A 15,262-nucleotide genomic window follows, 5' to 3' on the forward strand; every position below is an offset into this window, starting at 1 on the left:
ACATTGTAATGAGCGTTAAGCGCCTGCTTCGCGCCGATTCATGATGGCCTTGTACCAACGATCACTCAGCAGAGTGTGCGGCGCGTCACGAAAACAGGAGCTCGAGAAATGGCGACAACTTCGGCACAAATGACTTCGTCCTATCCCATCCCGACTTATCGATTCATCGTGTCGGTTGGGAGCGAGGATATTCCCTTCAACAACGTAACGGGTCTCAACATCACGTACGAGACCATCGAATACAAGGACGGACTCGGCAACTGGTTCCGGATGCCCGGTCAACTTCAGGCTGTCGATATCACGTTGAAGAAAGGCGTATTTCCCGGCGACTCGAGGCTGTATGAATGGATCAACCAGATCGCGCAGAACAAGCTCGAGAAGAAGGATCTGACGATCAGCCTGACCGACACCAGCGGTACGACTCCCCTCATGACCTGGACGGTCGACAACGCGTTCCCGAAATCGATGACGTCGCCTTCGCTGGACGCGACGAGCAACGAAATTGCGGTTGAAGAGCTGTCGCTGATGGCGGATCGCGTGACGTTGAAGATGGCGGCCTGAGCGAGGAGCTTTCCATGACTGTTGATACGAGTTATCCCGGCATCTATATCCAAGAGGACGCGTCTCCGGCGCTGTCGGTCAGTCAGCTTGCAACCGCAGTACCGCTGTTCTGCATGAAGGAGACCTTCGGAACAAGCGTCGTTCGCTTCAGCAGTTATCTGGACATGGAGCGCTTTTTCGCGGGCAAGCCGAATTTCGAGGACGCGAGTGTGTCGGGCCTCCGCGCCTACTTCGAATCCGGCGGCGGACCTTGCTATGCGGTGTCGTTCGAGAGCGTTCTGGAAGCTGCGGATCTGTGGCGGGATTCCATTACGCTGGTCGTGGCCAACGGCAATAACATCACCACGTCGGTGGGCAATATCACGGATCTTGCTGCGTCGCTGTTCGTCATTCTGGACGGGCCGAGCACCGAGATCACCGACGAGAAGGCAGCGAACGGTTATACCGCCACGCCGTTCGCGGCCGTGTACTACCCCTGGCTGACGGTGGCATGGAGCACGGCGGACATTCCGCCGAGCGCTGTCATGGCCGGTCTTTATTGCAGGAACGACCGGTCCCGTGGCGTCTGGAAGGCGCCGGCCAACCTGGCTGTGCCGGGCGGATACACGCCGAAATACATTGTCAATGAAGACCTGCAAGGAATGTACAACACAGGTCGTGCAATCAACATGATCCGCACCTTCAACGACACGGGGCCGCTCGTCTGGGGCGCACGCACGCTGGAGGACTCGGATTACTGGCGTTATGTGCCGGTGCGCCGCCTGTTCAACAGCGTCGAGCGGGATGTCAGAAGCTCGATGAACTCGATGGTCTTCGAGCCCAACACCCCGCCCACGTGGGAGAAGGTGCGTTCGGCCATCAACAGCTATCTGCACGGCTTGTGGCAGCAGGGCGGCCTTGCGGGTGCGTCGGATGAAGAAGCCTATGTGGTGCAGATTGGCGAGGGCGTCACGATGTCGAAGGACGAGATCAACCAGGGAAAGATGAAGGTTCTCGTAGGACTGGCTGCGGTCAGGCCGGCGGAATTCATCATCCTGCAGTTCACGCAGGACATGGCTTGAATTCGCTTCATTCGTCGTAGCCGATTCACGTTTGTCGAGGGAAAGATTCCAATGGCCGAAGTTGTCTCTTATCCGGGTGTTTATGTAGCGGAGGATGCTTCTCCCTCGATTTCTGTTAATCAGTCGGCTACTGCGGTGCCGGTGTTTATTGGTTACGTGTTGAAGACTGACGGCAGCAAGTTCACAGAGTTCGAATGCCTTCGCGTGAATTCATGGTTCGATTTCTGTTCCATCGCTAAAGCCAACGCTTCTGCGAACGTTTCCTTGGACTCCACGTTCGACGAGATGACCGGAGAATACTCGTACCACGTCACCGAAGAGTGGTACCTGTCATTCGTATCAATCGGCATTCAGCACTATTTCGAGAACGGAGGCGGCGCCTGCTATGTCTGCCCGCAATATTCCGAATCCGATGGAAGCGAGCTTCCTGCGGCGATAAAAAGATGCCCGGAAATCACATTGCTGGTGGTGATCGGCGATGCACCTTCTGACCGCGATCAAACGTATGGGTACCTGAACACGCTGCTGGGATCAGGCTCGAACTATTTTCTTATAGCGGAATCGATCGACGGATCAACGGTGCCCTCTACTGTGCCGGAATTCACTGCCGCGTATTACCCGTACCTGAACAGGGACATTCGGGCGTTCATTCCCGGTTACGCTGAAATCCCGGTCACGGGTTATCAGGATCAGGCAGGCAACACAGTCGAAACGGTGGCGGAACTCAAGTCGATCAATCCGGATCTCTACCGGAGAATCTCCGTCGAGATGGCTTCTCATTTGCCGACGGAAATCGCAACCACTCCTGTCGCAGCAATGGCCGGCGTCTACTGCTCAGTAGACCGGGCGCGCGGCTGCTGGAAAGCACCGGCGAATGTTCCCCTGTATGGCGTGCTGTCACTGAACAAAGCAGTCACCAACGCCCAGCAAGCCACGATGAACTGCAAAGGCATCAACGTAATCCGCGAAGTATCAGGCCGCGGCATTACGCCATGGGGCGCACGCACAATCGCCGGCGCCGACTCCAATTCCGACACGAGCTGGCGCTACATCCCCGTTCGCCGCCTGTTCAACAGCGCCGAGGCGGACATCAGAAAGTCGATGCAGACCATGATGTTCGAGCCGAACACAGCGCCGACGTGGGAAAAGGTGCGCGGCGCGATCGACAGCTATCTGTTCTCACTGTGGCGCAACGGCGCGCTGGCCGGTACCGCGCCTGAAGAAGCGTACTTCGTGCAGATCGGTGAGGGCGTCACGATGAGCGACACCGATATCGCCGCCGGCAAGATGATTGTCAAGGTCGGCATGGCGGCGGCCCGGCCCGCTGAATTCATCATCCTGCAGTTCACGCAGGACATGGCTTGAGCATCCGGCATCCGTCGCAGCCGTATTCACATTCCTATAGGGGAAGATTCCAATGACCGAAGTTGTCTCGTATCCAGGCGTTTATGTAGCGGAGGATTCTTCTCCTTCGATCTCCGTGAATCATTCGGCCACTGCGGTGCCGGTTTTTGTCGGCGATGTAAAGAAGATCGACGGCAGCAATTTCACGGAATTCCAATGCTTTCGCGTGAGTTCATGGCTTGACTTCTGTTCCGTTGCCAAAGTCAACGCTACCGCGAGCGTGGCTTTGACCTCCACGGTCGACGGGGGTAACTATTCGTATGTCGCGAACTACACGAGTAGCCTGCCTTTATTCTCAATCGCCATCAAGCATTATTTCGAAAACGGGGGCGGCGCCTGCTATATCTGCCCGCAGTACGACGTATCCAAAGGAAGCAAGCTCCCGACCGCGATAAAGAACTTTCCGGAGATCACGTTGCTGGTGGCGGTCTGCGACGAGTCTGCCGACCGCGATGCAACGTATTCAAATCTGAACGCGCTGCTTGGCTCAGGCTCGAACTATTTCCTGATTGCCGAGTCGGCCGACGGATCGGCGACTCCCTCGACCAAGGGCGAGTTCACCGCGGTGTACTACCCGTCCCTGATCAAGGATATCCGGACCTTCGTACCCGGAGACGCGGACATTCCAGTCACGGGCTACAAGGACCAGTCCAACCACGCTGTCAAGAACGTGGCGGAGCTCAAGTCGGTCAACCCGGACCTCTACAAGACGGTTTCTGCCTCCATCGCTTCGAGCCTGCCGACGGAACTTGCGATCACGCCGGCCCCCGCCATGGCCGGCGCGTATTGCGCGGTGGACCGCGCGCGCGGCTGCTGGAAGGCGCCGGCCAATGTGGCCATGTATGGCGTGCTGGCCCTCGACGCATCGGTCACCAATGACCAGCAAGGCACGATGAACAGCAAGGGCATCAACGTGATCCGCGACCTGCCGGGCCGTGGCATCACGCCATGGGGCGCGCGCACGCTCGCCGGCGCCGACTCCAACTCCGACACGAGCTGGCGCTACATCCCCGTTCGCCGTCTGTTCAACAGCGCCGAGGCGGACATCAGAAAGTCGATGCAGACCATGATGTTCGAACCGAACGTCGCGCCGACCTGGGAGAAGGTGCGCAGCGCCATCGACAGTTATCTCTTCTCGCTGTGGCGCAGCGGCGCGCTGGCCGGTATGGCGCCGGAAGAAGCGTACTTCGTGCAGATCGGCAAGGGCGTCACGATGAGCGACACCGATATCGCCGCCGGCAAGATGATTGTCAAGGTGGGCATGGCGGCGGCCCGTCCCGCTGAATTCATCATCCTGCAGTTCACGCAGGACATGCCGGCCTGAGCCATTGCGACGACCTGTGCGCATCTGAGGAGAGTGTTTCCATGAATGGCATCGAACAGCCCGGCGTGAGCTACAGCGCGGAAGTCCTGACCGGGGAGCCCGCGCCGGAAGATACCGCCGTTCCCGTCTTTATCGGGTACACCGAGAGCGGGCCGCAATGGTCGCTCAAGGCGATCAATTCGCTCGCCGAGTTCCAGGCTGCCTATGGCGGCCCCGCGCCCGAAGGCTTTGTTCTTTGTCATGCGGTCCGGCATTACTTCGACAACGGCGGGAGAACGGCGTATGCGCTGTCGCTCGGTCCGTATTCCAGCCTGACCGACTTGAGCCGCAATGCCTTGCTCGACGCACTCTCGGACGAGCGCATTGTCCGCTGCGTCCTGGAAGAGGAGCGCATCACGCTGGTCTGCATGCCGGAAATGATGCGCCTGTCCGATACCGACACGGATGGCTGGGCAGAGGCGTGGTCCGCCGTGTCGCGGATCGTCCAGGCGCGTCGCGGCCTGTTCGGCATCCTGGACACGCCGGAGGACCCGGCCATGGCGCGCGCGTGTCTGGACCGCTTCGTCAAGCAGCAGGCGGACGCGGCTCAATGGACCGGCGCGTACTGGCCGCGCTTGCAGACGGACTACGTCGACGACGCGGGTGCTGCCATCACCGTGCCGGCCTCGGCGGCCGTCGCGGCGGTGATGGCGGTGGTGGACGACGAATACGGCGTCTGGTGCGCGCCGGCCAATGTCGCGCTGTCGCGTGTGGTCACGCCGACGCGTCCGTGGCTGCAATCTTCCGGCTTGTTCCAGACTTATGGCGCGTCGATCAACCTGATTCGCAGCTTTCCCGACGATGCCGTGCGCATCTGGGGATGCCGCACGCTGATCCAGGATGCGAGTTCGCCCTGGCTATACGTTCACATCAGGCGGACCTTGTCCTGGATCGAAGCCGAGGTCCAACAGATTGCCCGGCCGTTCATGTTCGAAGCAAACATCCTGCTTACCTGGATTCGCTTGCGCGGCATCGTGCATATCTGGTTGCGGGAGTTATGGCTTGAAGGCGGACTCTATGGCGAACAGGAAAGCGACGCCTTCTTCATCCAGATTGGACTTGGGGAAACCATGAGTCAGGATGATATCGATCAGGGGCGGATGATCATGAACATCGGCGTGGCCGTCGCCTATCCGGCGGAATTCATCGAGGTGAGCCTCACGCTCGATACCCGGTCGTCGCTTGTTTCCTCACTGGAGAGCATCTGATGGAAGGGCGCTTTTACGAACCGTCGCTTTCGCATCATTTCTCGGTCCTGTTCTTTCTCAACCGGATACCGATTCCCGACATCTTCGACATGAGATTTCAGAAAGTGGGCGGCCTGTCCCGCGAACTGGGCGTCATGACGCACAACGAGGGCGGTGAGAACCTGCGCAACCAGTACTTCGCCGAAAAGCTGACGCACGGCTCGCTGGTGCTCGAGCGCGGCGTCATGACGCTGACGCCCTTTACTGCGTTGCTGAGCGCTCAATTCGCCAGCGGCAAGATCATGTATCTGAACGCCGTCATCACGCTGTTGCATCCCGGGATCATGCCGCTCACGAACTGGCTGGTGACCAAGGCGGTCCCGGTGCGCTGGCAGACCGGCGACCTCAACGCGAAAGGCAATGAAGTGCTGATCAATACGTTTGAACTGCGCTACCGCGACATGATTCCGCTGGGAGTGAAACTCTGATGCTTGAAATTCGCGAGTTGATCATTCAGGCCCGGGTCACGGCGGGGGAGAGCGGCGAGGCGGAAAGCGAGCCGTCGGGGCGCGATTTGAGCGAGCGCATGATCGAGATCATTGCGCGGCGAGTCGTGGAATTGATGCGGGAACGTGAACTGGAGCGGCTGCAATGAGTCTTCGACCGAAGAGGCCCGTCAAGCTCAAACTCGAATCCTTCAACAACCGGGATGGCGATGGGCCGTCGCTGCACTTCCAGGCGATGTATAACCCCGATTCGGTGAGTCTCGGATTTCACACGAACTTTGCATCGGACACTTTCATCAACTCGAACTGGAAGAACAACCGGTTCGTTCAGACCAAGCCTGGCGGGCTGTCCCTCGAATTGCTGTTCGACGCAAAGATGCCGGGCAAGCGGATCGACATCGACGGGCAGCTGCACAAGCTGCGCAGGCTCTGCTATGACGTGGACGAGACGCACTGTGAACCGCGCTACATCAAGGTGGTCTGGGGCGAAATGAAGTGGAGCGGCTCCGGCTATTTCTTCGGGCGCCTGCAAAGCCTCTCGGTGCGCTACACGCTCTTCGAAAGAGACGGCACGCCGCTGAGAGCCACGGCGACGCTGCAGCTCGCCGAGGATCAGAGCTTCAAGAAACAGCTTGCCCAGGCGATGAAGAATTCGCCTTCGAAGGCGGTCGCCGCCGCTAAGGCGGCCTCCTCGCTAGCCTCAATAGCGAAGAAGGTGTCGGGCTGGATGAAGAAAAGCCCAGGTTATCTGAAGATCGCCAAGGACAACAACCTTGACAGCATCGATGGCTTCAAGGCCGGCGACAAGCTGAAGATCGAATCGGACAAAGGGAGGCACTGATGCGCGCGAGCCCTACGGTCAAGGTCCGGGTCGGCAGGTGGAATCTGCGGTTCCTCAAGCTCAGTGCCGAGCGCGTGGAGATCCTGCATCGCATCAACAGCATTCCCAGCGCGCGGGTAGTACTGACAGTACAAGGCAATCCGCTTCAGGAAATCTTCAAGGACGAGATACTCGAGCTGGAAGTCGGCCGGTGCGTGGCCGGTCAACCTGTTGAACTGACGCTGGTGGACACGGACAAGAAAGAGCATCTGATGTTCAAGGGCGTGATCGAGCAGCGGACCATGAAGGCTGGCCGGGAACGCACCGAATTGACGCTCCGGCTTCGGCACAACCTGGAGAAGCTGCGCAATTCCCATCGGTCACAGGTGTTCCAGAACATGCCGGAGGCGCTGGTGATGACCAGTCTGCTGGCCTCGCAGCAGATGCTCTCGGTTATCAGCGACATGGATCAGCTGTGCGAGCAACTGGTGCAGTTCGACTGCTCGGACTGGCGTTTCATCCGCGAACGTCTTAGCGCCAACGGCGTATGGGCGTTTCCGGCTCCGGACCGTGTCGTGATAGCGGCTCCGAAGTTCTCGGCGCCCACGCTCACGATCAGACAGCATGCCGCGGTGGACGATGAACACGTGCTGATGGAGGACGCAACCTGGACTTTGAGTGAGCGAGCTCAGCCGGAAAAACTGAAAGCGTCCACTTGGGACGATCATCAGCAGCGTCTCGACACCGTCACTGCCGATGACCTCTCTCTCGGCACGGGCGCCTTCGACAGCACGCGCGGCAACACCATCAACTCCGCATCGTGGCAATTCAACTACAGCGCTCCGCTAGGGCTGAAACGGACGACGGCGCTTGCGCGCGGACTGTTGCTGCGCCTGCAGGCGGGGCGTGCGAGCGGCGAGTTCAAGATCAATGGCACGGCCAAAGTCGTCCTGGGCGATACGGTTTCCATTGAGGGTTACGGAAGTTCCTTCGATGGCAAAGGCATCGTGACTGCGGTCCGGCATCACATCGACAGAGAGGCAGGCTGGCGCACCACGCTGACGCTCGGATGCGACGACATGAGCAGCGAGGACGTGCCGCCTGCACAGGTCAATGGATTGCACATCGGCGTCGTCAAGAACTTCAAGAAGGACATGGGCGGCATGAACCGGCTGCAGGTTCATCTTCCCGTCCTCGGCGACAAGAGCGACCCGTTGTGGGCGCGTCTCGCCAAACCCTACGCAAGCGACATGAGCGGCTTCTGCTTCTATCCGGAACCGGGCGATGAAGTGATCGTCGGCTTTCTTGATGGCGATCCGAGTTTTCCCGTGATCGTCGGCTCGATGCATAACCCGAAGAACCGTGCGCCAATCGATCTGGACGCGAAGAACGACGCGAAGGCGCTCATCGTCGGCAAGCAGGGCATGTCATCGCAACTGCTCTTCGATACCGGCGAACCGCGTATCGAATTGAGTTCTCCGCAGGAGCAGCTTGTCTTCAAGAAGGGTTGCAAGATCATGTCGACAAGCGGGCTTGCGCTGACGAGCAATCAGCTGAAGCTTTCAGGGGCAAGTTCGGTCTCCGTCGAGAGCATGTCCGTCAACTTCGACCAGAAGTCGACGCCGCCTAAAAAGTCCTAGTTATCCAGAGGTGATTTGCATGATTGATGACTCTGTACTGACCAGCATCTTTGGTCGCGGCTGGGCGTTTCCGCCGGCGTTTTCGCCCGAGGAGGGCGTGGTCATGTCGGAGGGCGTCGAGGACGTCAGGCAAAGCTTGCGCATCCTCTTCGCCACGGAGCCCGGCGAACGGATCATGCGGGAGGAATACGGATGTGCTCTGTATGACGTGATGTTCAAGAACATCGACAGCGAGCTGACCAGCGAGATCAAGCGGCGCATCACGGATGCGGTCCTGAGTTGCGAGCCGCGCGCGAATCTCACTGACATTCTTGTCGTGCAGGCGGAGAGCAATCGAAGCGCGGTTGAAGTGGGCGTGACATATCGGCTGCGCGGGAGCGAGATCGATGAATACATGTCCGGAACGCTGGATCTGAATCAGGCCATGAGGGGAGACTTCCTGTGACGACGCCAATCGTGTGCGATGGAGATCAGCTGATGTTCGAGCCGATGTTCGGCCCGCGCCAGGTGGTGCTTTCGGCGCCGGCCTCGATTACCGGCACGGGGATCGCGATGATCGGCAAGCGGCGCATCTGCGTGACCGGCGATGAAACGCGCGCGCTGTGGACTGCGCAGTATTTCATGCCCGGTCATAGCCCGGGCACGGGCACGGTCCGGATAGTGAAGCTTGACTCCAGTCAGAGCGCGCCGTTCGTCAAAGGGCGCACGCCTTTTATCCTCAAAGGAATGCAATTCACGGCGCAGTTCACGCCGACCGTGCCGGCCGTTCTCTCCTCGCCGCCCGGAACGCCGGATTCGACCGCGCCCAGCAGCGGGCGTGGCGTGTTCATGCCGCGCCAGTTGTTCGGGTGCGCGTGATGCAAACAGGATGAAGCGAAAGAGCAAGGAGGATGTCATGGGTAAGACGACGGTGAACGGGCTAAGGACAGGACATGGCGGACATTAGTCATCTGACGAACAAGCTTGTCCCCTGTGGGGCAGGCGAACGCTTCCGTCTCGATGGACGAAGCGACGAACAAGTACTACAGCAGTTGAAGGACTACGCTTCGCTGATTCCTTTCGATGCGTCGCATAGCTGGGCCGATGTGCTGTTCACAGCGGGCGCGACGCCGGCATCGCTGGCTGAAGTCTTCAGCCAGCCAGAGAAAGCCGATGGCAAGTTGGGCCCTCAGCAGGCGTTCATCCTGGCATTCATGCAGATGCTCAAGACGCCGCGTGCGCTGCTCAATGCATTGCCATACGCGCATCGCGAGATGTACTACCGTGACCTGCTGGGTCTGAAGGAAGCGCCGGCGCGCGCCGACAGCGTGGCGCTCGGCTTCGCGCTCAGCCAATCCGCGCGTGAATGTTTTCTGGAGGCAGGCACGCAGTTCGACGCCGGCGAGATCGATGGCGTGAAGCTGCGCTATGCACTCGATCGCTCCTTGCTGGTCAATCCGGGTGTCTGGACGGATTTGCGCTGGAAGATCCCGGGCGAGGGCAGCGCGGCGCAGACGTGCATTGCTTTCGATCAGACCCAGGCCGACTGGAACGCCAATGGCGTGCGGCTGTTCGATCCGGAAGCCACGCAGACGCCGGTGTTCGAGGGCCGGCTCGTGGCGTCGGGCGCGCTTGCCGCGCCTGCGGGAAAGCGCACCTTCACGATCACGTTCGAGAGCGCCGTGAGCGCGACTGTTGTCGCGTCCGCTCAGGTGAGCAGCGAGGACGGATGGCTGCCTTTGAACTTCTCGACGCTCTCCTCGGACAATTTGACGATGACGTGGTGGCTGGGCGACGATCAGCCTGCCATCGTGGCGCCGCAGGACCTCGACGGGCTGACGTTCGATGTCGCCGTGCTCAGGCTCGGCAATGACGCCGGCGCTCAGGTGCCGGCTGTGAAGTCGCTGAGCCTTGTTGTGGAGGGGGACAGCGCGCTCGCTTACGGCACCGACACCGGCGCCGCTCCGCTCGATGGGGCGAGCTATCCGTTCGGCACGATGCCGGTTACGGGCGCGGGCTTCAATCTCATCGCGCCGGATTGGTGCGGTCAGGCTGCGTCCGCCACGCTCACCGTCACGCCTCGCTGGGTGGGTCTGCCTACGACCAACTTCACGAAGTGGTACACCAATTACAGTGATGCGCCTGAGCAAAATGGCGACTTCAAGGTCCAGGCGCTACTGATGTCGGGCGTCGAACGTGTCGTGCTTTCCTCCAGCCCGACCGATGCGAGCAAGACCGCGCCACAGTCGCTGTTTACAGGCGGAAGCGAAGCAGCGCCAGTTGCGGCTGCGCTCGCGGTTGCAGTACCAGCGGGGCTGGCCGCGCTGAGTGACGCCACATCGAATCCCACCGACTGGCCGCGCTGGATTCGCTTCGAACTCTCCGGACGCGATTTCGGTCACCAGGACTATCAGAAGCTCGCGGGCAGCAAGACGCTCAATCCGCCTTATACACCGCAGATGAACGGTGTCGGGGTCGAGTGGAAGATCCAGGTCGCGGAGTTTGCGCAATACGTGCTGACGCCCTTCGGTTATGACGGCTCTCCGGATGCCGCGTCCACGGAAGCGGCGCAGGCGTGTCTTTATCTGGGCTTCACGGATGGAACGCCGGGTGAAACGATTTCGCTGTATTGGGAGATCGACAGTCCACAGGGAGTCGAACCGGAATGGCAATACCTGAATCAGCAGAATGACTGGGTGAGCCTCGCCGATACGCTCGTCGACGGGACGAACGGTCTGCGCGACAGCGGCATCATGAGTGCGATTCTGCCGCACGACGCGTCGGACGCCGCTGCTCAGATGCCTTCGGGACGTTTTTGGCTGCGGGCGCTGGTGGCGAAGCCGACGTTGGATATGAACGGCGGTGAGGTTGTGGAGGAGGCTGCTGATGAACCCACGACGGATGCTGATGCGGACGCCGGGACGGATGCTGCAACGGATCCTGCTGCTGACGCATCGACAGACGATGCCGCTGATGCCTCAACAGATTCTGCTACGGACCCCGCTCCCGAACCGGCTCCCGAACCGGCTCCCGAACCCGCCCCAGAACCCGCCCCGGAGCCCGCCCCTGCACCCACGCCCGAATACGCTTACGTGTGGCTCAAAGGCATTCTGGCGAACGGCATGACCGCGTCGCTCCAGTCTCCCGAGAGCGCGCCGGCGAGCCACTTTCTTATCCCACTCGCGGCATCGACGATTACCCGGCCAGTGCAGCCTGTCGCCGAGCTGGCGCCGATTGTTCAGCCCTGGCCATCGAGCGGTGGCAAGGCAGCGGAGACGCCGGCGCAGTTCATGTCGCGCAGTGCGGAACGTCTGTTTCATCGCTCGCGCGCGCTGACGTGGCACGACATGGGCTCGCTCATCAAGGCCCGGTTCGACAACGTGTTCGAAGTCGCAATCCCGCCAGTGGACAACATCACCGACCTTCCCGCACCCGATCCCCTGAACCTGCTCATCGTGCCCATCACGGAGCGAAAGGATAACGACGATCCCTTGCGGCCGCGCCTGAGTCAGTCACATCTCAATGCGATTCAGGCCTATGTGCAAGGCATGGCTTCGACGTGGGCCAGGATCGCGGTCGTGAACCCGACTTATCGGGACGTGCTGATCGCCTACGACATCTCCTTCAATGTCAATTCCGACTACGGTTATCGCCAGCTTCAGGAGAAGCTCGAGAGCCGCTACATGCCGTGGATGCAGGGCGGTCAGCGCGGCCTCATTCTCGGCAGCACGTTGGACTTTTACGACATGGTTGCCTTCATCGAAGCGCAGCCGTTCGTAACGGAAGTGGTGAACATGACGCTCGATGGCGACTGGCTATCTATTCATGCTGCAACGAACGAGGTGCTGATCCTGACGTGGACGGGTACGACGCAAACGATGCCAAAGCTGGCGAACCATGGCAGGAGGAATAATGCTATCGAAGCGTGATGTGTTTGAACTGGTACAGGACGACATCCATTTCGATTCGCTCTGGGAACGGGCGAGGGAGACCGTCGAGCAGTTCGGCGGTCAGGTCTGGACTGACACGGGCGAGCACGATCCGGGCGTGACTTTCCTGCAGGGCTATGCGTACGGCGCATCCGACCTCGGTTACCGGCATACCTTGCCGCTGGTCGATCTGCTTACGCCGCCGCTGGCCGAGCAGACCGAAGGGGGCGGCGTGTTTCCGGCGGAGTTCGGTCCTCATCAGGCGCTGACGTGCGGGCCGATCACGCTTGAGGATTACCGCCGCGCGCTGCTTGATCTGACGGACAGTACTGGAAGCTATTTCTTGTTCCGCAACGTGCAGTTGCTTCCACTCGATTCGGATGGGTCCGATGCGCGGCAGCAGGATTATCGCTACTACTACTCTCCGCAAACTCTCGAGTTCAGCTTCAAAGCGCCGAATGATAAGGCTGCCGTCAAGTACTGGCTTCGCGGTAACTATTCCCTGCGGTTTGAGCGAACACGCGAAGCGCTGGTTAATACCAGTGAACCGGATAAGCAGTTGCACGCGTTCTTGACTGACCACCGGAACTTGTGCGAGTCGGTTACGCACACCATTTGTGAAACATGGCAGAAACTCAATCCGTTAGTCGAGATAGAGTTGAACGAACACGTGCAGGATTACGCGGCTGTTTTTGCAGAACTTTATCGCACGGGTGAGGATTATGTTTCGCCGCGCGTGTCGCATGAAACTGCCGATACACTGGAAGGCCGAGGCGCTTCAGCAACTGAAATCTACGATGGTCCCTGTTTGTCCCATGGCTGGCAAAGCCGGCTGCCTCCGGCAACGGATTACACAGTCCATATTTCCGTAAACCTTAGTGGTCTTGCCGCCCGCTGGACCCGAATAGCGGGCGTCAAGAGTGTCCGGTCGATAAGAACCGAGCAGGCAACGAGTGATCCCGGGTGGGAGTGGCGATCCGACGTAGGATACTATCCGCTGCTCTGGGGCGACGACCCGCTGACCAAGATGACGAGTTCCGTCAAGCTGATTACCGCGGACGGACGATATGTGACAGCAACGAAAGCAGAGATCGAGGCAAAGCTTGCATCGACGCCGGTGGAAGACAACCCGCCGAAGGTGCTGCCCTACGGAAAGGTACGCGACGTCGCGCAGTATCACCCTGTCACCGACAAGATGCCTGCCTGCTACAACCTGCAGTTGCCGCTGAACGCGGGTGGCCCTCAGGCGCTGTACCAGTTTCTGCTGCCTTTCGAACAAGCGATGTCGAACAGTTGCCGCCAGTTGGCCATGCTGCCGGCATTGCTCTCGTTTATTCGCCAAGGCGAGACGACGTGGGGTGCGCAATGGCCCTATGCCGAAGGCAGTGCGGGTGACGGGGCGCATTCCGCGTACAAGACTGACCTGATTGAGCACAGCGCGTCTGCCGCGGTCGACGGGGTGCAGGAACGGAAGCTGATCGATCATCTGCTCGGCTACTTCGGCACTGAAGCGGCTTCCCCGATGCTGGACACGTCCAAGAGTGAGTTTCTGACGATTCAGCAGTCCGCGTTGAGTCAAATCACTACGCTGGCCTATCAACGGGCGAGCATACGCGTGGATCAGGTGTCTGCGTTGCAGAAACGAATCGCTGCGCGCATGGGATGGGGACAGGCACTGTTCGACGATGACGTCGACATGGGTGCGCTGCCGTTCTATCTGGTCGAGCATCGTGCGCTTCTGCCGCAGAAGCCTTCGTCCCTCTACGACAGCCCCATGACGCCGGAGCAGCTCACGCTTTCCGCCGACAACCGGATGCTGACCGTCGTTTGCAGCCACGAGCATTCGCTTGACCAGATGCTGAAGGGACAACTGATCGAGTTCACCTACACGAACGAGAGCGGTACGCACGTGGCACAGGGTGGGATCGTGGATAGCTACGATTCTCACGCTTATACGTTTTCAATCGATCTGACGGCGAATCCGTTTCTGAGAGTGGTGCTTGAACCAATCCTGACCGCACAGGACAACAAGAAACTCACTTGGAATAACGCCGCGTCGTGGCTGAAAAAGATCGTCTATCCGCTGCGATATGGTCCCGGCACATCGGAAACGCCGGGCCCCGAAGTCCAGTTGACGATTCCGGACGACTTCCCGTTTCCTTCCTGTCTCCAGAAGGGGGACACGGTTTCGATCAACTCGATTACTCAGCTGGGTATTGAACCTTGGTCGATGAAAGTTGAGGTCGTGAGCGTGGACCGGCTTGCCGGGATGCTGTCGATCAAGCCTGTGGTCGGCGAGCAACAGGCGTTGCCGGCGGTATCGGCGCAAGAAAGCTATGCCTGGCACGCGCTCGACAGTACCGACCGCTTTTCGATGATCGTGAGCCTGGTGCTGAATCGCAACATGTTGCCGCAGAACGGCGACGTCTACGCGACCGAAGCGTGGATCAAGCGCTGCGTGCAGGCGGAGTTGCAGGCGCATATCAGACTGATGATTCACTGGCTCGATGAGGACGAAAGCAAACCGCAGTCGTTCGGCAGCTTCGCGTTGAGCTATGCCGCGTGGCAGAACGCGCAGACAGTGACGAGCACATCGACTTTCCAGATCACGTGGAAGCTTGGGCTGGGGCGACCGCCAGCCGGACTTAATACCGGCATCGGAGCTCTCCGAATTGCGACGCCGGAACAGAGGGACGCCGTGCTCGGGCCGGATGGCGACCAGTGGAATATCGACGTGCTATTTGAGAACGCGCTGTTCTTTGTTCCAGAAGATGTTTTCGGAAAACGGAATGGTTTCAATTGAGGTTTAAGG

Annotated in this window: 13 protein-coding genes; all 13 read left to right on the forward strand. The window is 59.7% G+C overall.

The window, feature by feature from the left end:
* Window positions 1-108: 108 nt before the first annotated feature.
* Window positions 109-561, forward strand: a complete 453-nt coding sequence (locus tag QCE83_RS27205) for a phage tail protein (protein ID WP_309818599.1) — start codon at window positions 109-111, stop codon at window positions 559-561.
* Window positions 562-575: 14 nt separating this feature from the next.
* Complete coding sequence (locus QCE83_RS27210) at window positions 576-1,622, forward strand: phage tail sheath C-terminal domain-containing protein (protein WP_309818600.1); 1,047 nt, start codon at window positions 576-578, stop codon at window positions 1,620-1,622.
* 51 nt (window positions 1,623-1,673) lie between these two features.
* The gene (locus QCE83_RS27215) at window positions 1,674-2,987 is read left to right on the forward strand and encodes a phage tail sheath C-terminal domain-containing protein (RefSeq protein ID WP_309818602.1); all 1,314 of its coding nucleotides are present in this window, start codon (window positions 1,674-1,676) and stop codon (window positions 2,985-2,987) included.
* Between the two features lie 52 nt (window positions 2,988-3,039).
* Entirely contained in the window at window positions 3,040-4,350 is a 1,311-nt protein-coding gene (locus QCE83_RS27220; protein ID WP_309818604.1) for a phage tail sheath C-terminal domain-containing protein, read from the forward strand.
* Between the two features lie 41 nt (window positions 4,351-4,391).
* The gene (locus QCE83_RS27225; protein WP_309818608.1) at window positions 4,392-5,597 is read left to right on the forward strand and encodes a phage tail sheath subtilisin-like domain-containing protein; all 1,206 of its coding nucleotides are present in this window, start codon (window positions 4,392-4,394) and stop codon (window positions 5,595-5,597) included.
* On the forward strand, window positions 5,597-6,064 hold the full coding sequence (locus QCE83_RS27230) for a phage tail protein (RefSeq protein WP_309818610.1): 468 nt from the start codon (window positions 5,597-5,599) through the stop codon (window positions 6,062-6,064). The genes QCE83_RS27225 and QCE83_RS27230 overlap by 1 nt, the downstream gene beginning before the upstream one ends.
* Window positions 6,064-6,231, forward strand: a complete 168-nt coding sequence (locus QCE83_RS27235; RefSeq protein WP_309818612.1) for a DUF5908 family protein — start codon at window positions 6,064-6,066, stop codon at window positions 6,229-6,231. Before QCE83_RS27230 ends, QCE83_RS27235 begins: the two co-directional genes overlap by 1 nt.
* Window positions 6,228-6,923, forward strand: a complete 696-nt coding sequence (locus QCE83_RS27240) for a hypothetical protein (protein ID WP_309818614.1) — start codon at window positions 6,228-6,230, stop codon at window positions 6,921-6,923. Before QCE83_RS27235 ends, QCE83_RS27240 begins: the two co-directional genes overlap by 4 nt.
* Entirely contained in the window at window positions 6,923-8,542 is a 1,620-nt protein-coding gene (locus QCE83_RS27245; protein ID WP_309818616.1) for a phage baseplate assembly protein V, read from the forward strand. Before QCE83_RS27240 ends, QCE83_RS27245 begins: the two co-directional genes overlap by 1 nt.
* Before the next feature lie 19 nt (window positions 8,543-8,561).
* A complete protein-coding gene (locus QCE83_RS27250) occupies window positions 8,562-8,987 on the forward strand; it encodes a GPW/gp25 family protein (RefSeq protein ID WP_309818618.1) in 426 nt (141 codons plus the stop codon).
* Window positions 8,984-9,400, forward strand: a complete 417-nt coding sequence (locus tag QCE83_RS27255) for a hypothetical protein (RefSeq protein WP_309818620.1) — start codon at window positions 8,984-8,986, stop codon at window positions 9,398-9,400. The genes QCE83_RS27250 and QCE83_RS27255 overlap by 4 nt, the downstream gene beginning before the upstream one ends.
* Window positions 9,401-9,474: 74 nt before the next feature.
* Complete coding sequence (locus tag QCE83_RS27260; protein WP_309818623.1) at window positions 9,475-12,450, forward strand: hypothetical protein; 2,976 nt, start codon at window positions 9,475-9,477, stop codon at window positions 12,448-12,450.
* Window positions 12,434-15,253, forward strand: a complete 2,820-nt coding sequence (locus tag QCE83_RS27265; protein ID WP_309818626.1) for a hypothetical protein — start codon at window positions 12,434-12,436, stop codon at window positions 15,251-15,253. Before QCE83_RS27260 ends, QCE83_RS27265 begins: the two co-directional genes overlap by 17 nt.
* Window positions 15,254-15,262 lie beyond the last annotated feature (9 nt).

This window comes from Caballeronia sp. LZ034LL (assembly GCF_031451215.1).
GTDB lineage: Bacteria > Pseudomonadota > Gammaproteobacteria > Burkholderiales > Burkholderiaceae > Caballeronia.